Below are 19,008 nucleotides of genomic sequence, written 5' to 3' on the forward strand. Positions count from 1 at the left end.
ATTCACTCCAATTCATCGACAACATAAGCACGGTCCGCCCCACACGATAGTGCGCCGAGCCCTCTGCGCGCACTGCCCGGCTCCCCACGCGGGGTAACGGGTGGCAACCGAGGCGGGTGTGGACCTGGAGACCGGCAGCAATCAGCCCTCAGCGCGACGCACCTGCTCCTCCAGGTGCCGGATGATGGGCCTCGCAAGGCCGCCTCGGCGTCAACGCCCTGGCGGTGCGCGGCGCGGACCAGATCCAGCAGGTCCGCGCCGATCTGCTCGCTCACGGCGTCATCCGGCCCGGCGGTGTCGGCATCAAGCACCAACCCCGCCTTGTCCACCCGGCTCAGCACTTTCTGTGCCCGGGCCAGGGCCGGTAGCGACGCCGGGATCCCCTCCAACACCGAGGCTCGGCGTTGCTGGGCCGCCTTGAGCACCTCCCACTGGTCGGTGACCTCCTGCGCGGACAGGCCGCGCTCGCCGTCGTCGGTGAAGACGTGGGGGTGGCGGTAGGTGAGTTTGTCCACCAAAGCGGCCGCGACATCGTCGATGTCGAAGCCGTCCTCGGCCTCGGCGGCGATGCGGGCATGGAAGAGCACCTGCAGCAGCAGGTCCCCCAGTTCTTCACGCAAGTGGTCCGCCTGGCCGGACTCTGCGGCCTCGGCCAGTTCGTGGGCCTCCTCCACCGCATAGGGCGCAAGCGAGGCGTGCGTCTGCTCGGCATCCCACGGGCAGCCGCCCGGAGAACGCAGCCGATCCATCACCGCCACTGCGCGGAGCAGGCCGGTACCGACCGGCTGGGTGCCGTTCATACGCACCGGCCCCACCCCCTCCTGCGCCTGCTCGAAGGGTCCGGGGATCAGGCCGACTCGACCGGGTTCAGAATCCACTCCGGCTGCACCGGCGTGGGTCCCGCATCCGGGGTCCATTCACCGTACCGCGGGCTGAGTTCGACATTCAGACCCGCGAACTCCTCCTGCAGGTCCGCCCCGATGGCGGGACCTTCGGTGGAACTGCGAACCGCGCTGTCCAGCAGCAGGTAGCGACCCACTGTGACGGTGCCGGCGTCGTAGCCGCCCTCGGCCACCTGTTGCCCGCTGGAGGCTGCTTCACCGATGAGGAAGTCCTGGGCCTCATCGGCCGAGACCGAGACCCCGTAACGGGAGGAGACCTGGATCATCGTGGGAGCCACGATCAGATCAGGATCTGCAGCACCGCCTGGGAGTTCACCGGCTGCCCGAGCACCTCGCTCAGTTCGGAGGAGGCCACGGACAGGTCGTTCTCGCTGATCGTGCGCCCGTCCACCACCGCGGCGGTACCGGGCCGTGCGGAACAGGCGCCGAGCGCCAGGACAGCGATGAGCAGGGCACTGATGACCTTGAGCAAACGGGCGGTCGGAACCACGGCAGGACCTTTCGTGAACATCGCGGACTGAGCACATCGTAGGCGCGCCGGGGCCCTGCGTGCGCAATCCCGGCGGGCCTAGCCAGTCTACGGCTCCGGTTCGGGCAGGGGCACAACCCGGTCACCGATCTGCAGCAGCCCATCGGTCAGCCGGCCCATTCGGTCGCTGACGAGCAAGTCTCCGTGCCCGTCGTCCCCGAGCGCCAGATTGACGGCGTGGAACCGTCCGAAGTGGTCATAGACATGGCCGCTGGCTGCTTGCGGCTGCGGGGGTGGGACATCCGATTTCATCGTGCCGTGCACCCCCAACCTATCGACGAGCGGGAACCGCCGGTCCAGGGTGATGGACGCCGCGGTGGAGGTGTTGAACAGCAGCGGCCCACCCTCATCCCGACGCAACGCTAGCCATGGTGATCCGTAGTGACTCCGCTGCGGAGACGGAGCCAGGGCCCCGTCGGGCCAGGCGTGACGTTGCTCGGCCCCGGTCGTGGGGTCGATGATCCAATAGCCCTGCTGGTCCACCACTCGCAGGTGCCCGTCGACCGCGGCGTAGAACAACAGGCCGGGGGTGGACAGGGTGGCCCGCCACAGCGCTTCCCCCGCCACCGACTGCGCCGAGACACCGAGTTCTGCGCCGGTTGGTTCGAGGTGGATCACCACATCGTCGATCAGTTCGTAATCCTGACGGTCCGTACCGGGGTCCGGCAAGGTGAGGTGTTCTGCGCCAGTGGCCAGTTCGACAAGGGTGAGTTCCGCAGCGGCCTCGTGATGCTCGATCAACGCGTAGTCGGCACCGTGGATCAGTTGGAACCAGCCGACGGCTTCTGCGTCGGAGTTTCGGTCCAGTCCACGGGAGTTCATGGCCAGCGAGCCATCGGTACGCCATACCTCGGACCCATCTGTGCGGTCCAGAGCAAGGACCTCGCGCTCGTACCCGCCGAAGGTGCTCAGCGTGAACACCAGGACATCCTCAGTCACCCGCCCCAGGGTGAGGCCACGGCCGGGGTCGGCAGTCCACCGTAGCTCTCCGCGCTCGGCATCCAGCAGCACCACCCGCTGGTCACCAGGGAGGTCCAGCAACAACGACCAGAAGATCAGTTCAGCCCCGTCGCCGGTCGCCCAGTGGGTGTCCAGAGACAACTCGGTATCGGGGATCTGCCACATCTGCTCGCCGGTCTGTGCCTGCCAGCCCTGCAGCGTTCCCCGAGGATCGAGGGTCACCGCTACCGTTCCGGCCCGTGCCACCAGGTCATCGTCCGGCCCTACGTGCCAACCGGGCGTGCGCCAGGGCTCCAACCGACCGCGTTCAGGCCACCTGCCACCACCAGGACGGCAACCAACCCGCCGGCCAACAGCCGGTACCGGCGATGCGATCCGGGGGCGCTCGAGGCAAGCATCAGGCCCGCACCGATGAGGATCAGCCCGGTGAGCATCGCCCACCATCCGCCCGGCCCCCACAGCGCGACGCTCGCCACGATGGCGCCGGTGGCCAGGACCACAAGAGCGCTGATGATCCATCGTCGGTGTGGGCCCCTGGTGAACCGCACCCACGCCCCTGCGCGATCGCTACCGCCAGTCGTCACGGGCCCCCTTCCGGCTCGATTGGTCACACGCTAGCAAGTCCGGTGCCTGAATCGGGCCGATATAGAAGGCCCTGTACATTTTGTAAGTGTCTGTGCGACACTAAGGCAATCGACTTCTTATAGTCACATCTACCATTACTGTGGTGAGGAGCGCCCATGGACACCGGGTCCGCGATCGACCTCGCCGTATCCACGGTGATCTTCGCGCTGCGCAGCAACGACCCTCTCCAACCGCGCGGTGAGCCGACGGTGTGGATCCCGCTGGTGCGCCGCCTGCGCGCGCCCTATGACAACCACTGGGCCCTGCCCGGCGGCCCCTTGGCCGCCGATGAAGGACCCACCGGCGCCGCCCGGCGGGCGCTGCACTCCACCACGGGCCTGCAGCCCAAGTACCTGGAACAGCTCTATACCTTCGGCGACCCCGAACGCTCCCCCGGCGCCACCCGGGTGGTCTCGATCGTGTACTGGGCCCTGGTCGGGATCGACGAAGTGACCCACGCCCCCGCCCGGCAGAACGTGCGCTGGCTACCCGCCGATGACCTGCCCACCCTCGCCTTCGATCACAACCTGATCGTCGACTACGCCTTATGGCGGCTGCGCACCAAGGTCTCGCACAGCCGGATCGCGCACGCCTTCCTGGGCGAGACCTTCACTCTGGCCGAACTTCGCGAGGTGCACGAGGTGGTGCTCGGTAAGCGTCTGGACCCGGCGAACTTCCGCCGCCAGGTGCTCACCTCCGGGCACGTGGTGGCCACCGATGAGATGCGCACCGGCGGGCGGCACCGCCCGGCGCGCCTTTACCGCTACGACGAGTCCATGTCCATGACCGACCACGGGCCGCTGGGGCCCGTGCTGCTCTCCGAGAGGACCTCATGACCACCGCCTCCGTCGACATATTGATCCAGGGTGTGCGCTCCGGCGCCACCGATGACGAAACCTGCTCCGACGACCTCGCCCAGGGACCGTGGGCCTTCGATCCGGGCGGATACGGCCCCGGTGCCTCGATGGGCGACGTCCTGCCCCCGACCGCCCCGCGCCAGGGTGAACTTCCGGCCGAGTACCGCGATGCACCGGTCGATGAGTTGCACGGACGCATCCGCGCGGCCCGCGCCGAACTCGGTGAACGGGTAGTGATCCTCGGCCACTTCTACCAGCGCGACGAGGTGATCATCCATGCCGACTACGTGGGTGATTCCTACCAGCTCGCCAAGGCCGCCCGGGCCCCCACCCGGAGGCCGAGGCGATCGTGTTCTGCGGCGTGCACTTCATGGCCGAGACCGCCGATCTGCTCTCCGGCCCGGAGCAGTCGGTGATCCTGCCGAACCTGGCGGCCGGCTGCTCGATGGCGGATATGGCCGACATCGACCAGGTGGAGGACGCCTGGGAGCAACTGCGAGATCTTTACGCCGAGATGGACCGCGTCGATCAAGACAAGAGGGCCGACGACGACGGAACTCACCCTGACCCGTCCCGCGTCCCGGTCGTCCCGGTGACCTACATGAACTCCGCCGCCTCCCTGAAGGCGTTCTGCGGGCGCAACGGCGGCATCGTGTGCACCTCCTCCAACGCCGACACCGTGCTGCGCTGGGCGTTCGAGCGGGGCCAGCGGGTGCTGTTCTTCCCCGACCAGCACCTGGGCCGCAACACCGCCAAAGCCATGGGGGTGCCGCTGGAGGCGATGCCCACGTGGAACCCGAACCGCCCCCTGGGCGGCAACGATGCGCAGACGCTGCGTGATGCCCAGGTGGTGCTCTGGCACGGCTTCTGCTCGGTGCACCGCCGGTTCACCACCGCCCAGATCGACAAGGCCCGCGCCGAGCACCCCGACGTCCGGGTGATCGTGCACCCCGAGTGCCCGATGCCGGTGGTCGATGCCGCCGATGAGTCCGGATCCACCGACTACATCCGCCGGGCCATCGAAGGGGCCACCGAGCCCACCACCTTCGCCATCGGCACCGAGATCAACCTGGTCCAGCGTCTGGCAGCCGAGCACCCGCAGCACACCATCTTCTGCCTGGACCCGGTGATTTGCCCATGCTCGACGATGTACCGGATCCACCCCGGCTACCTGGCCTGGGTACTGGAAGCACTGGTGGACGGACAAGTGCTGAACCAGATCTCGGTGCCCGCCGAGGACGCGGGGCCCGCCACGGTGGCGCTGGAGCGGATGCTCGCCGCGAGGCCCGGTACGTGACCCGCCCCCGAGTGGTGGTGGTCGGCTCCGGGATCGCCGGGCTGCTGTGCGCCCTGCGCGCCAGCACCACCTGCGAGGTGACGTTGATCAGCAAGGGGCCGCTGGAGTTGAGCAACACCTCCCTGGCCCAGGGCGGCATCGCCGCAGCCATCTTCGACCGGGACAGCCCCGGTGCGCATGCCGCTGACACGATGCGCGCCGGCGCCGGGCTGTGTGACCGCGAGGCGGTACAGGTGCTGTGCACCGAGGGCCCGGAGCGGATCGCCGACCTGCTCAGCGCGGGAGTCGCGTTCGACACCGACGCCGACGGCCTAGCGGGTGGGCTGGAAGCGGCGCACTCTCATCCCCGGATCCTGCACGCCGGGGGCGATGCCACCGGCGCGCACATCACCGCAGCGCTGATCGCTCGGTTGCGTGAACAGGGCCAGGTCCGCGTGCTGGAGCACACCCTTCTTACCGAGATCCGCACCGAGCACGGCCGGGTAGCCGGCGTGGAGGTGCTCATGGCACCACCACCGGCGACCGATCGGCAGAAGCGTTCGAACCAGCGGTCCGCATCCGCGGCACAGCATTCGGGGCCTCGGCGTTTCTTGCCCGCCGACGCGGTGGTGCTGGCCACTGGAGGCGCGGGGCAGTTGTACGCCCACACCTCCAACCCGGCGGTTGCCACCGGTGACGGTGTGGCGGCTGCCCTGCGCGCCGGCGCGCAGGCAGCGGATCTGGAGTTCTATCAGTTTCATCCCACCATCTCGGCGATCGGTGGTTTCCTGATCTCCGAGGCGGTCCGCGGTGAGGGCGCGGTGCTGCGGGACGCCACCGGGCGGCGCTTCATGACCAAGGTGCACCCCGATGCCGAACTGGCCCCGCGCGATGTGGTGGCCCGGGCCGTCGCGGCCCAGATGGCCACCCAGGGCGGGGCCCCGGTCCTGCTGGATGCCACAACGCTGGCCGATCGGCTGACCACCCGGTTCCCCAGCATCCACGCCGCGGTGCTGACCACCGGGCTCGACTGGCGCACCGAGCCGGTGCCGATCACCCCCGCGGCCCACTACGCCATGGGTGGGGTGAGCACCGACCTGCACGGACGCGCCAGCATCCCAGGCCTTTACGCGATCGGTGAGGTCGCCCGCACCGGGGTGCACGGGGCAAACCGGCTCGCCTCGAACTCGTTGCTGGAGGGCGCGGTGTTCGCCCACCGGGCGGCCACCGCGCTGACTGCGCCCCCGTCGTCGTGGACTTCACCTGCCAAGCACTCGGCGGGTCCGGCCCTGACGAACCATGCCGAGGTCTACCCCGGTGGCCACTCCGCCACCGATCCCCGCCTCCGCGCGGATCCGGGCCACCCTGGCGCTCAGAGCCCTGCTGACTCCGGTCTGGACCCCACCGACGGCACCGCGTTCTCCCGCGGGGCCCTGCAGCACCTGATGTGGGACGCCGTCGGCCTGGTTCGCACCGGCGCCGGACTGCGCCGGGCCCTGGACACCCTGGATACCTGGTCGGCCACGATGCCGCTGCCGCGCACGATCGCCGACCATGAGGACGCCAACCTGCTCCTGCTCGCCCGGGCCACCACCGCCGCGGCGTTGGCCCGGACCGCCTCGGTCGGGTCGCACTACCGTGCCGATGCCCTCGCCGGGCCACTGAGCCCTCCGGACGCGACATCGGCACACCACAGCGCCGATAACCGCGCCGCCACCCCGACCCTGGTGAGGACCTGATGCTGACCGCCGCCCTGATCGACCCGATCGTCCGCGCCGCCCTGGCCGAGGACGCCCCTTGGGGCGACCTGACCTGCGCGACCGTGCTTCCGCCGTCGGCCACCGCAACCGCGGAGTTGGTGGCCCGCACCGGTGGCGTGCTGGCCGGCGGGCAGGTGCTCGCCGCCGCATTCACCCTCACCGACCCCGCCGTGCAGGTCACACTCATGACGGCCGACGGCGAGCAGTTCGTGGCCGGGGACACCCTCGCCCGGGTGCAGGGCCCGGCTGCGGCGGTGTTGCAGGCTGAGCGGATCGCGTTGAACTTCACCCAGCGGCTGAGCGCGATCGCCACCACCACGTCCCGCTATGTGGCGGCGGTGGCCGGGACCGGGGTGCGGATCGCCGACACCCGCAAGACCACCCCGGGGCTGCGCGTGCTGGAACACCATGCGGTGCGGGCCGGCGGTGGGCACAACCACCGGTTCGGGCTCTCCGATGCGGTGATGCTCAAGGACAACCACCTGGCGGTGCTGACCGCCGCCGGCCTGGATGTCACCGAGGCTCTGCGGAAAGCACGCAGGCGGCTCGGGCACACCGTGCACCTGGAGGTGGAGGTGGACCGTCTGGACCAGATCGAGGCCGTGCTGGCCGCGGGAGTGGACACGATCATGTTGGACAACTTCAGCCTGGAGCAGTTGCGTCAGGGCGTCGCGTTGATCGATGGCCGGGCGATCGTGGAGGCCAGCGGCAACGTCAGCCTGGACACCGTCGCCGACATCGCAGGCACCGGGGTGGACGTGATCTCGGTGGGGGCCCTGACGCACTCGGTGGCGGCCCTGGACTTGGGCCTGGATGTGCAGGTGTCGGCATGAAGGCCGGCCAGTGAGTGTGCTGCACCTGGACGATGCCGCCACCACCCCGGTGCGCCGGGAGGTCCTGGAGGCGATGTGGCCCTACCTGACCGCCGAATTCGGCAACCCCTCCTCCACCCATGACCTGGGCACCCGCGCCCAGGACGGGCTCACCCGGGCCCGCCGAGCCGTCGCCAGTGTGCTGGGCGGGCGGGCCGCGGAGATTACCTTCACAGCCGGTGGTACCGAAGCGGCGAACCTGGCGATCAAGGGCTTGGCGCTGGCCTGCCCGCGGGGGCGGCATCTGGTCACGTCCCCGATCGAGCACGAGGCGGTCACCGCCTCGGTGGACTACCTGGTGCGCCACCACGGCTTCGAGGTCTCGATGGTGGCGGTGGACTCCGACGGTGTGGTGACCCCGCGGGCACTGGAGCAGGTGCTGCGGCCCGATACCACCCTGGTGAGCATCGCCTACGCCAGCAACGAGATCGGCACGGTGCAGGACCTGGCCGCTCTGGTACCCCTGGCCCGCGAGGCCGGGGCCCTGTGGCACACCGATGCGGTCCAGGCCGCCGGGTGGCTGGATCTGGACGTGCGGGCCCTCGGCGTGGATGCGCTGACCCTCTCCGGGCACAAGGTCGGCGCGCCGAAGGGCAGCGGCGCCGCGTTCATCCGGGGCCGGCTACCAGTGGAACCGGTGATCCACGGTGGCGGGCAGGAGAACGGCCGCCGTTCGGGGACAGAAAACGTGGCCGGAGCCGTGGGCCTAGCCACCGCACTGGCGCAGGCCGAGTCCGAACGTGCCGAGCACGCAGGGGTCGTCACAGCCCGCCGGCAGGCATTCATCGATGCGGTACTGGCGGCGATCCCGACCGCAATCCTCACCGGCCACCGCGAGCGCCGCCTGCCCGGGCATGCCTCGTTCTGCTTCCCCGGCACCGCCGGTGAGGCGGTGCTGCTGGAACTGGAGCGCCGCGGGGTGCGGTGTTCGTCCGGGTCGGCGTGCGCGGCGGGCAGGGACGAGCCCTCACCGGTGCTGCTCGCCCTGGGGCTGTCGCCGGAGGTGGCCGGCACGGCAGTGCGGATGACCTTCGGTGCCGCGGTGACCGAGCCCGACCTGGATCGCACCGTGGCGGAACTGGCCGAGTCAGTCCGGGCGTTGTCCGTGCTCGGGCAGGGCGCCCCACGCTGAACCTGCCTGGTCAGCGCAGGTGTGGACTGAGCGATCCCAGGAGCCGTTGCCGCTCATCGCGTGACGACGGTCGCAGGCGCTGGTGACTCACCCTCCGGTGAACATATTGATCGCCAGTGGGGCGTCGACGTCGTCACATGCGGTATCGAGTGCTCCCTTGGCCTCATTCCAGTCAGGCGACCTGACCCCGTCGACTTCCAGCCCTGCACCGGCCGGTACCACGGGCACGATCACCTGCAGATCGGCGATCGCCCGACTCACGTCGCTATCGCCGTCCGACGGCAGACGATCCAGCACCCGCGTGGCCAGTCTGTACCACCCCTGCTGCTCCTGGGCCTCCATTCGGTCCTCATCGAGCCCCACATTCGCGTTCTCCAGGATTGTCAGCACATCACCGAACGCCGTACAGAGCGCCACATCATCCATAGCAGTATCGCCCGAGGCCTCGGGTACATCCTCATCGTGCTGTTGAGCGGCAACCGGAGCAGTGTCGTCCCGAGCCGCTTCCGCACCCCCGCCAACACTGCACGCGGTAAGGACTGCCCCCACGATCACCGCCGCCGAGAGACCAGCGATCCTGTTCAGTCGCATCCCCGCCACCCCTTCGTAGTCCACGTGTCGATTCATCGACCTGCGCTCGAACGACGAGGACGTTCCCGAGCCGTTGTCATCGCGGTCCTACTCTAGCAAGTTCAACCTGCGGGTCGGTGAGCGCCTGCACCGCAAACTCGCGATGGAGGCCGCCGACGAGCAACTCAGCCTGAACCAGTACGTCGTGCGGCGCCTCAACAACGAGGCCTCCTGACCACCGCAGATCACGAAGCCGGCGCGGCTTGAACGCGCTGACGACGCGCTACTTGTAGCCGCCTGTGCGTCCCGGCCGGATGTCATCGCGCGCACTTCCGCGGTGTGGGAAGTTGGTCAGGCCCCCACAGTAGGTGACGATCGCCTCGGTGTAGCGGTCAGCGACTGTGGTAAGGCGGCGTCGGCGATGTAGCCGTACAGTTCCTCAAGGTGTTCGATGGCTTCGTGCCGGAACACGACGCGGTAGCCGTTCACCGGCGCGCGGCGTGCCTTGCCGCAAGCTGAGTGCGAACATCGTCAGCCGGTCGCGACATCGTTGGGATCGGCCACCAGCGCGCCGTAGGAAGCAACAACCTCCTCGCGCTGGCACGCTTCGACCGCCTGGTCGCGAGCGAACAGCGCACGCCAACCATCCCGGATGACCTCGCACTTACTGGCGTACGCACCAGATCGCACCCGCTCACGCAGAACATCGGCCATGTCGTTGGGAAGGGTGACGCTCAACTGTCGTGTGGTCCGCACGATCAACCTCCGATCCTCGATAGGACTCCGTCCCTACTCCGGTCGGGCTCCGGTGTTCGACGCCGTCAGCGGTAAGCCATAGCGTTAGCCCACAGGAGCGTCCTCTGTGGCAGAAGCACGGGAGCGGGCATGGAACTGACATCGCGCGAGATTGCGACTGGAATAGTTTTCGTCGCGTTCGTTCTGTTGTGGCTCGCACTCAGCAAGAATCGTAAGGAACTGCTGCGGTCGCTTTTGGAAGTCGCGAAGGCATTTGCGGCATGGAGGGTCTGGACGGTTGTCCTCGCCTATCTAATTTTCGTGGCTGCTGTGGTCGTCTTGGCACATTCGCTAGGAGCCTGGTCTGGCGAACTACTGAAAGACACCTTGATCATTGGCTTCCTTGTTGGTCTGCCGATTCTGCTCAACAGTGCGAAGTTCAAACATGGTCTCGGCGTGGTCAAACACGTGGTCAAAGAGGTGCTCGGCGTAGCGGCGCTGCTTGTCGTCTACCTCAACCTGTCACCCTTTCCACTTTGGGGCGAACTCATCCTCCAGGTATCCCTCCTCCTCTTCGTGATGCTCGCTATCGTCGGTAAGCGCGACACCCGGACCGCTTCGGTAGGGAAGTTATTCGAGGTCCTGACAGTTCTCATCGGGATCGGACTCATTGCCTACGTCACGGTCCGAGTCGTCACCCGTTTCAATGAGTTCGACTGGGAACGTGAGGTAACGACGTTTGCGCTGTCAGTATTGCTTCCTGTCTCGCTCATCCCTTTCATCTATCTCTTCGGGCTGATCGCCTCGTGCGAGGCGGCTCTCGTAAGAGGGAAATTCCACAACGACAGGGAAGCACTGCCCTTGCCTGCGCGGCTTGCCTTCCTGCTCGGTGTGCGCGGCAGCCTGCGATACGCCACTTCGTTCACCGGGCGCTGGCTGCCGGAACTGGCGAAGCAGAGGTCGTTCAGGGACGCTACGCGAACAATGCGAGAGTATCGACAGTCAGTCCGTAGCAACGCTCGACAGAATCGCCAACGTCGTCGTCGGCTCAGGAAGCAAGCTGGCAGGTCAGGCGTGGATGAAAATGGCCTTTGGTTGGATCGGCGGGAGTTTTATGAGACCAAGGAAGCGCTTGAAGGTCTCTTTTATACGCAGATGGGGTTGTACAGGCACCGTGGCAGTCGTTACTGGACCGACCCGATCGTCATTTTCCCTTTAGGAGGATTCAAGAACCTGCCCGAAGACCACGGGATCGACTTCAGCGTACGCGACGACGGTCTGGCTTGGGTCGCCTGGCGACACACAGTCGGAGCGTTCTACCTAGGGGTAGGCGGGACGCAGTACCTCGAAGCACACTGGCGATATGCCGGTACAAAGCCGCCGTCCAACTACCCAGGTCCCGCGCTCCCAGGATGGGCGGACGTATCGGAAGGCTCAGAAGCCAGTCCTGAGTGGCACGCTGACGACGCCCCGATTCCGGACGCTTGAGAAGCGGGCCCTTTGGCCCAAGAACGCCTCGTCGGATATGAGCGAGATGTCGTGCACTGTCCAATCAATCTGGCCCCAAGCACATCGGTAGGTCGACAGGCCCCGCTAGTCAGATCCTTCCGGTGGAGCATCTCTGTCCGCAGTTGGCGAGGGAAGGTCGTCTGGTGCTTTGGCAGTGGCCAGAGTTGTCGACCCGGGAGATGGCCGGCGTCGGCACTAGAGCGAGGCGGTGCTGCTGAAACTGGAGTGGCGCGGGATCCGGCGCTCCCCCGGTTACAGGTGCCGTGTCGGATCCATGCGCTGGTGCAGAATGCGGATCACGTCCACGCCGTCGGTGCTCTCGACGTAGAACAGCAGGTGGCTACCGATGCTGTACCGGCGGTATCCCTCACGGATCTCCTCGCACGTTCGTCCGCGGCCCGGGTTGTCGGCGATGCGCTTGATCGCAGCCTGGATCTCGCGGACGTAGGTCTCGGCTTGGCGGACGTCCCAGCGCTGTACGGTGAAGTCCCAGATCGAGGAGAGGTCCTGTTGTGCCGCCGGAGTGAGCCGGAAGGCGCTCACGACTTCTTTGCCGCGACGAAGGCGTCGAAGTCGAAGGTCTGCGGCGCGCCGCTCCGCTCGCCGGCGATGAGGGCGGCACGGAGTGCGTCCATCTGCGTCTCCTGGTCCTCCAGCAGACGCAAGCCCGCGCGCACGACCTCACTGGCGGACCGGTAGCGCCCCGAGGCGACCTCCCGGGCGAGGAAGTCCGCGAAGTGCTCGTCCAGGCTGATCGAGGTGTTCTGAGCCATGCCACGACGATACCAAGGGTTGGTACTTGCGGGTGGGTTCCTGCTTCCGCCTCAGCCCCGCTCGGCCACCGAGGCCGCAGCCGCCACCGTGGCACCGGGGGCGAACACCGCATCGATCAGCGACTCCAGCCACGCAAGTAGAGCCTCATCGCGCAACGGGGTTCCCCCCACCCGGGAGGTGGACGGCGCCGGCACCAGCGCGCGGTGCGGATCGCGGGCTTCAGGATGGTGCCCGGATACAGTCGCTTGAGGCGCACCTGAGCCGAGTCGGCCAGCTGCACCGGCGCGAACCGCAGGAACTTACCCTGGGCGGTGATCTCCGCCAGTCCGGCCGCCCGGGCCTTGATCCGCAAGCCCGCCACCCCGAACAACCGGGCCACGGGCTCGGGCACGGGCCCGTACCGATCCACCAGTTCCGCCCGCACGTCTTCGATGCCGGAGTCGTCGGTGACCTGCGCCAGTTTGGTGTAAGCCTCCAGGCGCAAGCGCTCGTGGGCGATGTAGTCGTGCGGGATGTGCGCATCCACGGCGATCTCGGTCTTGAGGTCCGGCACCTCCTCGGGTGCCTCCCCGCGGAACTGGGCCACCGCTTCGGACACCATCCGCACGTAGAGGTCGAAGCCCACTCCGGCGATGTGCCCGGACTGTTCCCCGCCGAGCAGGTTCCCGGCGCCGCGGATCTCCAGGTCCTTCATCGCCACCCGCATCCCCGAGCCTAGTTCGGTGTTCGCCGCGATGGTCTGCAGACGTTCGTGGGCGGTTTCGGTCAGCGGCCGCTCCGGTGGGTACAGGAAGTAGGCGTAAGCACGCTCCCGGCCTCTGCCCACCCGGCCGCGCAACTGGTACAACTGCGACAGGCCCATGGCATCGGAGCGCTCCACGATCAGCGTGTTCGCATTGGAGATGTCCAGACCGGTTTCCACGATCGTGGTGGAGACCAGCACGTCGGCGCGCTTGTTCCAGAAGTCGACGATTACCCGCTCCAGCTCGTGCTCGTTCATCTGCCCGTGCGCCACCACCACCCGGGCATCGGGCACCAGGTCCCGGATCCGGGCGGCGGCCCGGTCGATAGATTCGGTGCGGTTGTGCACGTAGAACACCTGACCCTCACGCAGCAACTCCCGACGGATCGCTGCGGAGATCTGCTTGTCCGCATGTGGTCCGACGAACGTGAGCACCGGGTGGCGTTCCTCGGCGGGGTCTCCAGGGTGGACATCTCCCGGATCCCGGTCACTGCCATCTCCAAGGTGCGGGGGATCGGGGTGGCGCTCATCGCCAGCACATCGACGTTGGTGCGCAGTTGCTTCAGGGTCTCCTTGTGCTCCACCCCGAAACGCTGCTCCTCGTCGATCACCACCAGCCCAAGGTCCTTGAACCGCACTTCCCCGGTGAGCAGCCGGTGGGTGCCGATCACCACATCCACCGCACCGGAGGTGACGCCGTCCTTGACCTCCTGGGCCTCGGCTTTGGACTGGAACCGGGACAGTGCGCGCACCTCGACGGGGAAACCGGCGTACCGCTCGGAGAAGGTCTCGAAGTGCTGCTGCACCAGCAATGTGGTGGGTACCAGGATCGCGACCTGTTTGCCGTCCTGGACGGCTTTGAACGCCGCCCGCACGGCGATCTCGGTCTTGCCGTAGCCGACGTCCCCGCAGATCAGCCGGTCCATCGGGACGGGCTTTTCCATATCGGCCTTGACCTCATCATCGATGGTGACCGCCTGGTCGGGCGTCTCCACGAAGGCGAAGGCGTCCTCGAGTTCCCGCTGCCAGGGGGTGTCGGCCCCGAAGGCGTGGCCGGAGGTGGCCATCCGCGCGGAGTACAACCGGATCAGTTCACCGGCGATCTCCCGGATCGCCTTGCGCGCCCGGCCCTTGGTCTTGGCCCAGTCCGACCCGCCCATCTTGTTCAACGATGGCGATTCCCCGCCGGTGTACTTGGTCACCTGGTCCAGGGCGTCGCTGGGCACGTACAGCCGGTCCCCGGGATGGCCCCGCTTGGAGGGGGCATACTCGATCACCAGGTACTCGCGGGTGGCGGCGTTGCGCCCGGCTCCCACGGTCCGGCTGAGCAGTTCGACGAACTTGCCCACCCCGTGCTGTTCGTGCACCACGTAGTCCCCCGGCCGCAGTGCCAACGGGTCCACCACATTGCGCCGCCGGGAAGGCATCTGGCGCATGTCCTTCGTCGACGTCGCGCCGGCGCGACCGGTGAGGTCGGCCTCGGTGAACAGCGCCAGGCGCAGGTCCTCACTGACGAACCCCCGCCCCACCGACGCGGTCGTGACCAGCACGACCCCCGCCGTCGGCAGTTCTTCGTCTTCCCCGGCCCGGGCATCAGCCCCGGCCGGTTCCACCTCGGCGACCAACCGGGCCGGGACCTCGGCGTCCAGCAGCATCTCCACCATCCGCCGGGCCGGGCCGGGGCCTTCGGTGACCAGCACCAGCCGCCAGCCTTGCGAGGTGTATCCGTGCAAGTCAGCCACTGCCTTGTCGGTATCACCACGGTAGCCGCGCACATCGCGGGAGCCGACGACGACGGTGCGGTCGGCGGCGGGGAACGGGTCGTCTCCCTGACTCACCTCGCCGGTCTCGGTGGGCCCGCCGTCGGCACCGGAGAGGTCGGCCAGTTCGGCATCCCGGCCGAACGCCCCCAGGGTCCACCAGCCCAGGCCGCGCCGCTGGGCCACCTCGCGGGTATCGGCCAGGGTCTCGAACGACGCCTCGGACAGGTCCAGCGGGGTCTGCGCCCCGGCGGCAGCCGACGTCCAGGCGGCGGCGAGGAACTCCTCGGTCGTGGCCACCAGGTCGTGGGCGCGGCGACGCACCCGCTCCGGTTCGTTGACGAGTACCAAGGATTCGGGGTCCACCAGGTCCAGCAGCGGCTCCATCCCGTCCACCAGGGCCGGGGCCAGGGATTCCATGCCGTCCACGGCGATGCCCTCGGCGAGCTTTTCCAGCATGTCGGTGGCCCCGGGCAGGGCGGGCATCAGGTCCCGGGCGCGCTCGCGCACCGCTTCGGTGAGCAGGATCTCCCGGCACGGCGGTGCCCACAGCCCGTCCTCGCTGATCTCCAGGGAGCGCTGGTCGGCAGCGGAGAACCAGCGGATCTCCTCCACATCATCGCCCCAGAATTCCACCCGCTGCGGGTGGGCCTCAGTGGGGGCGAACACGTCCAGCAGCCCGCCACGGACGGCGAACTCCCCGCGGCGTTCCACCATGTCCACCCGGGTGTAGGCGGCATCGACCAGGGCCTGGACCACGTCCTCCATCGGGGCGTGCTGGCCGGTGCGCAACGCCACCGGTTCCAGGTCCCCCAGCCCCTTGACCACCGGCTGCAAGGCGGCTCGTACCGGCACCAGCAGCACCCGGATGGGCCGGCCCGACCCTGCTGCCCCGCTGACCTCGCTTCCCGCAGCGTCGGGGTGGGCCAGGCGCCGCAGCACGGCGATGCGGCGCGCTACGGTGTCGCTGCGCGGGGAGAGGCGTTCGTGCGGCAGGGTCTCCCACGCGGGGAATACTGCGATGCCGTCCGGGTCCAGGTAGGCGCCCAGTGCGGTGGCCAGTTCGTCCGCCTCCCGGCCGGTGGCGGTGAGCACCACCAGTGGGCGGTTGCCCCGCAGGGCCAGGTCGGCCAGGAGGGCGGGCCGCGCGCCCACGGAGGCAGTGACGTCCAGGTCACCGCGGCCGGCGACCGCATCAACGAGTTCGGTCAGCGCCTGATCGGCGCGCAGGGCGGGAAGTAGTCCGGCCAGGCTCATACGGTCCTCGTTCGCGGTGTGGTGCAGGATGGGCGCGCTCCGACAGGACACCGCGCGGCGGCCTGCAGGCAGCACGAACGGCCCGCCACGGCGCGCAGGCGGGGGTGGGTCGCACAGCGTCCCAGTTTACCGTCGTGGGTCCACCGGCGCTCGGGGCGCCGGCGTGAGGGTGACCACCCTGGGCGCCATCAGCCTCCTGGCGGTGCCTGCGGCGGTGGGCCGTGATACGGGTACTGCTGCGGGCCGGCACCCGGAGCCTGCGGCGGTGGCCCGTGATACGGGTACTGCTGCGTGGCCTGCACCGGTGAGCCATGCGCCGTCCGACCCTGCGTCATGGAGACCTGGGCCGTCGGGCCGTATCCGCCGAACGCATCTGTGCCACCCGCACCCACCCCGGCGGCCCGGGGCTCCTCGTGACCCAGTTGCAGGCGGCTGACACCGATCGCGCAGGTGACCAGAAGGGCCGCCATCAGCACCAGCACCGGCCATGGCTTGAGCAGCCCCAGCGCTTCGGGAATCATCCGCATCTGCCAGGCCTGGAACGCCATCATCACCGCATCCTGGTCTCCGGGGCGGCCGACGAGCAGTGACCATATCGATTCTGATCGCAGCAGCAGCAGGACCCCGGCAGCCAGTCCGACCGCGGCCAGCGAGGTCCGGCGAGCAACGACCGCCCGTGCGAGGCTCGTGCGCCGGGCATCGGCCAGGTAGGCGCACAGGAAGACCAGCGGTACCACCACCAGGTGTGGACGAACAGTCCCCAGGAACGTCCCGATCAGGCCGAGGTCGGAGCGGTCCAGGTAGTGCACCGTCATCAACGGAACCAGACCGAGGAAGAGCATGGGCGACAGGATCGTCAACAGCACCGGCACACTGCGCTCCCCCAGCGGACGGTGGTAGCCGATGCCCGCACCGGCGAGCCCGGCAACCACCACTACGAGCAGAACCTCACCCGCGCCACCGAGCCAGGTGTTGAGCAACGCTGCATTCGCAGCGGGAAGTCCCCGCCCGCTGGGCATCGGGTCCCCGGGTGCGAAAACCTCGGCGAACAACCACGGCGCACTGGCCACCGCTGCGAGGAGCAGCACCACGACTCCACCGATCACCGCACCGGCGCCGCCCCGGGGGCGGTTGCCCACAGCAGCCGGGTGGCCAGGATGAGCCACGTGCTCGCCACGTTCGGGGTGCTCAGGTGTGTGCCCACCGCCGATCCGCAACCGTAGCCGGGAGGCGAGGAGCACCCGTGTGGCCAGCACCCCCAGGACCGCGGTGACCAGGATCAGCACCGTGCTGACAGCCGCTCCGGCGCCGGTGCGCAACTGCAGGAACGAGAAGTGGTAGATCATTGCCGCCGGATCCGCGAAGGACAGTCCCACCAGCACGCCCACAGGTGATTGGACGCTCAGCGCCGCTCCGGCCATCGCCGCTACGGCCGCTCCGACTGCCAACGTACGCCCGGCACGCGCCGGGGGACGCGCGAGCACACCCACTCCGAAACCGATCGCGATGGTCACCGGCAGCCACACCAGGAGTTGCGAAAGCCGGGCAGCACTCACCGGATTCACCCACAGGCTCACGCCGATCACCGATGCCACCGGGGCCACGAAGGTCAGCGCCAAGGCGGCCATCGCCAGGCCGACCCGGCGGGCGGTGCCTGTGGCTGCCCTGGCCGGAAGTCCCAGCACGAATCCCGCAGCGAACCCGACGACGGCGATCACCGCTCCGACAAGGGCGGTGAAGAGGACTGCTCGCAGCAGTCCCTCCGTGGCGATCGTCTGGTAGTTCGCCGTCCCCACCCAGGCACCTCCGGTCCGCATCGACCCGTCCTGCAGGCTCAGGACGAAGGTGCGCACGGCCGGGATGACCTGCTGGAACAGCACCAGCACCAACGCCGGGGCCAGGAACAGCCAGCCCAACCCCGTCCGACCACCCCTGACCTGATGGGCCGCATCGGGCCCGGGCCCGGGGTGTCGCGCCACCGGCTGCTGGTAGGTGTTGGCGGGAACGCGTGTTCCGCCGTCGTTCGTTGTCATGGTGCCCCTCTTCGCGGTCTCGCCCTGGCACGCACAGTAGCGGCATGGGGGCGTCCGGGAGGCACTCGGCGCGGCGGAACCGTCCGCGCCGAGCGGGCCGGGCGTCAGGTGCTGGTGTGCAGCACGTTCTGGGTGCGCTCCAGGCCGTCGTGGATCACGTCGCGGATCACCTGGGCGCCCTGCTCCACGGTCACCGCCCACTCGGTGCGCTCACCGGCGGGGAAGTCCTGCAGGACGTAATCAGCAGGGTCCATCCGGCCCGGCGGCCGGTCGATCCCCACCCGTAGGCGCACATACCCCGGGGTGCCCAGCGCCGCACTGATCGCCTTCAGCCCGTTGTGCCCACCGGTGCCACCACCCTGCTTCAACCGCAGGGTGTGGGCGGGCAGGTCCAGTTCGTCATGCACCACCAGCAGGCGTTCGGGCGGCGCCGAGTAGAACCGGCACAGGGCCGCCACCGGTGCCCCGGAGACGTTCATGTACGTCGACGGTTTGGCCAGCACCACGCGCGGCCCGGGCGCTCCACCGGACCGTACGCCCATCCGGCCATCGAGCACCTGCGCCCTCGCCCGATGGCGCACGAACTCCCCGGGCACCTGTTCCGCCACCGCCTCGATCACCATGGCGCCGACGTTGTGACGATTCCCGGCATAGGTGGGCCCAGGATTACCCAGGCCCACCACGAGCCACAGTTCAGCACTCATCGTGACCCGGAT

At 68.6% G+C, this 19,008-nt stretch carries 17 protein-coding genes and 2 pseudogenes; 7 read left to right on the top strand and 12 right to left on the bottom strand.

From position 1 onward, the window contains the following. Positions 1 to 2 precede the first annotated feature (2 nt). The 5 genes from ACRRRO_RS03060 to ACRRRO_RS03080 form a co-directional block, all read right to left on the bottom strand. Positions 3 to 878, bottom strand: a complete 876-nt coding sequence (locus tag ACRRRO_RS03060) for a MazG family protein (protein ID WP_434081057.1) — start codon at positions 876 to 878, stop codon at positions 3 to 5. Then, on the bottom strand, positions 848 to 1,180 hold the full coding sequence (locus ACRRRO_RS03065) for a hypothetical protein (RefSeq protein WP_434081058.1): 333 nt from the start codon (positions 1,178 to 1,180) through the stop codon (positions 848 to 850). The genes ACRRRO_RS03060 and ACRRRO_RS03065 overlap by 31 nt, the downstream gene beginning before the upstream one ends. Positions 1,181 to 1,182: 2 nt before the next feature. Continuing rightward, positions 1,183 to 1,392, bottom strand: coding sequence for a hypothetical protein (locus tag ACRRRO_RS03070; protein ID WP_434081059.1), 210 nt, complete (start codon positions 1,390 to 1,392; stop codon positions 1,183 to 1,185). An 87-nt stretch (positions 1,393 to 1,479) separates the two neighbouring features. Further along, the gene (locus ACRRRO_RS03075; RefSeq protein WP_434081060.1) at positions 1,480 to 2,637 is read right to left on the bottom strand and encodes a PQQ-binding-like beta-propeller repeat protein; all 1,158 of its coding nucleotides are present in this window, start codon (positions 2,635 to 2,637) and stop codon (positions 1,480 to 1,482) included. A 17-nt stretch (positions 2,638 to 2,654) separates the two neighbouring features. After that, positions 2,655 to 2,939, bottom strand: coding sequence for a hypothetical protein (locus ACRRRO_RS03080; RefSeq protein ID WP_434081061.1), 285 nt, complete (start codon positions 2,937 to 2,939; stop codon positions 2,655 to 2,657). A gap of 192 nt (positions 2,940 to 3,131) precedes the next feature. Between ACRRRO_RS03080 and ACRRRO_RS03085 the strand changes: the two genes are divergently transcribed. The 5 genes and pseudogenes from ACRRRO_RS03085 (at position 3,132) to ACRRRO_RS03105 (ending at position 8,912) form a co-directional block, all read left to right on the top strand. Continuing rightward, a complete protein-coding gene (locus tag ACRRRO_RS03085) occupies positions 3,132 to 3,851 on the top strand; it encodes an NUDIX hydrolase (RefSeq protein WP_424797783.1) in 720 nt (239 codons plus the stop codon). Continuing rightward, positions 3,848 to 5,169 (top strand): annotated as a pseudogene (gene nadA / locus ACRRRO_RS03090) (quinolinate synthase NadA). Before ACRRRO_RS03085 ends, nadA begins: the two are co-directional and overlap by 4 nt. Then, entirely contained in the window at positions 5,166 to 6,887 is a 1,722-nt protein-coding gene (locus tag ACRRRO_RS03095) for an L-aspartate oxidase (protein ID WP_424797781.1), read from the top strand. The pseudogene nadA and the gene ACRRRO_RS03095 overlap by 4 nt, the downstream one beginning before the upstream one ends. Next, positions 6,887 to 7,741: a carboxylating nicotinate-nucleotide diphosphorylase gene (gene nadC, locus ACRRRO_RS03100; protein WP_424797780.1), complete on the top strand. Its 855-nt coding sequence runs from the start codon at positions 6,887 to 6,889 to the stop codon at positions 7,739 to 7,741. The genes ACRRRO_RS03095 and nadC overlap by 1 nt, the downstream gene beginning before the upstream one ends. A 16-nt stretch (positions 7,742 to 7,757) precedes the next feature. After that, on the top strand, positions 7,758 to 8,912 hold the full coding sequence (locus ACRRRO_RS03105; protein ID WP_424797868.1) for a cysteine desulfurase family protein: 1,155 nt from the start codon (positions 7,758 to 7,760) through the stop codon (positions 8,910 to 8,912). Between the two features lie 87 nt (positions 8,913 to 8,999). On the opposite strand, the gene ACRRRO_RS03110 is transcribed toward ACRRRO_RS03105, so the two are convergent. Continuing rightward, positions 9,000 to 9,338, bottom strand: coding sequence for a hypothetical protein (locus ACRRRO_RS03110; protein ID WP_434081062.1), 339 nt, complete (start codon positions 9,336 to 9,338; stop codon positions 9,000 to 9,002). A gap of 238 nt (positions 9,339 to 9,576) precedes the next feature. Here ACRRRO_RS03110 and ACRRRO_RS03115 point away from each other — a divergent pair, with 238 nt between their 5' ends. Then, positions 9,577 to 9,717, top strand: a complete 141-nt coding sequence (locus ACRRRO_RS03115; RefSeq protein ID WP_434081063.1) for a toxin-antitoxin system HicB family antitoxin — start codon at positions 9,577 to 9,579, stop codon at positions 9,715 to 9,717. Between the two features lie 296 nt (positions 9,718 to 10,013). Here the strand turns inward: ACRRRO_RS03115 and ACRRRO_RS03120 are convergent, their stop codons facing one another. Then, positions 10,014 to 10,244 carry a ribbon-helix-helix domain-containing protein gene (locus ACRRRO_RS03120; RefSeq protein WP_424797777.1) on the bottom strand — a complete coding sequence of 77 codons (231 nt, stop codon included), beginning with the start codon at positions 10,242 to 10,244 and terminating at the stop codon, positions 10,014 to 10,016. Between the two features lie 123 nt (positions 10,245 to 10,367). On the opposite strand from ACRRRO_RS03120, the gene ACRRRO_RS03125 reads away from it, so the two are divergent. Beyond that, on the top strand, positions 10,368 to 11,705 hold the full coding sequence (locus ACRRRO_RS03125) for a hypothetical protein (protein WP_434081064.1): 1,338 nt from the start codon (positions 10,368 to 10,370) through the stop codon (positions 11,703 to 11,705). A gap of 273 nt (positions 11,706 to 11,978) precedes the next feature. Here ACRRRO_RS03125 and ACRRRO_RS03130 read toward each other — a convergent pair whose 3' ends face one another. The 5 genes and pseudogenes from ACRRRO_RS03130 to pth all read right to left on the bottom strand — a co-directional run bounded on the left by ACRRRO_RS03130 (position 11,979) and on the right by pth (position 18,996). Beyond that, the gene (locus ACRRRO_RS03130; protein ID WP_424796343.1) at positions 11,979 to 12,269 is read right to left on the bottom strand and encodes a type II toxin-antitoxin system RelE/ParE family toxin; all 291 of its coding nucleotides are present in this window, start codon (positions 12,267 to 12,269) and stop codon (positions 11,979 to 11,981) included. Beyond that, positions 12,266 to 12,499 (bottom strand): type II toxin-antitoxin system ParD family antitoxin, encoded by a 234-nt coding sequence (locus ACRRRO_RS03135; RefSeq protein ID WP_424796344.1) that lies wholly within the window; start codon positions 12,497 to 12,499, stop codon positions 12,266 to 12,268. The genes ACRRRO_RS03130 and ACRRRO_RS03135 overlap by 4 nt, the downstream gene beginning before the upstream one ends. A 51-nt stretch (positions 12,500 to 12,550) precedes the next feature. After that, positions 12,551 to 16,259 (bottom strand): annotated as a pseudogene (mfd, locus tag ACRRRO_RS03140) (transcription-repair coupling factor). A gap of 188 nt (positions 16,260 to 16,447) precedes the next feature. Continuing rightward, complete coding sequence (locus ACRRRO_RS03145) at positions 16,448 to 18,292, bottom strand: hypothetical protein (RefSeq protein ID WP_424796346.1); 1,845 nt, start codon at positions 18,290 to 18,292, stop codon at positions 16,448 to 16,450. Positions 18,293 to 18,396: 104 nt separating this feature from the next. Further along, complete coding sequence (gene pth, locus ACRRRO_RS03150; RefSeq protein WP_424796347.1) at positions 18,397 to 18,996, bottom strand: aminoacyl-tRNA hydrolase; 600 nt, start codon at positions 18,994 to 18,996, stop codon at positions 18,397 to 18,399. Positions 18,997 to 19,008: the final 12 nt, after the last annotated feature.

The sequence above is a fragment of the Sanguibacter sp. Z1732 genome, assembly GCF_051020515.1.
Lineage (GTDB): Bacteria > Actinomycetota > Actinomycetes > Actinomycetales > Beutenbergiaceae > CALKWS01.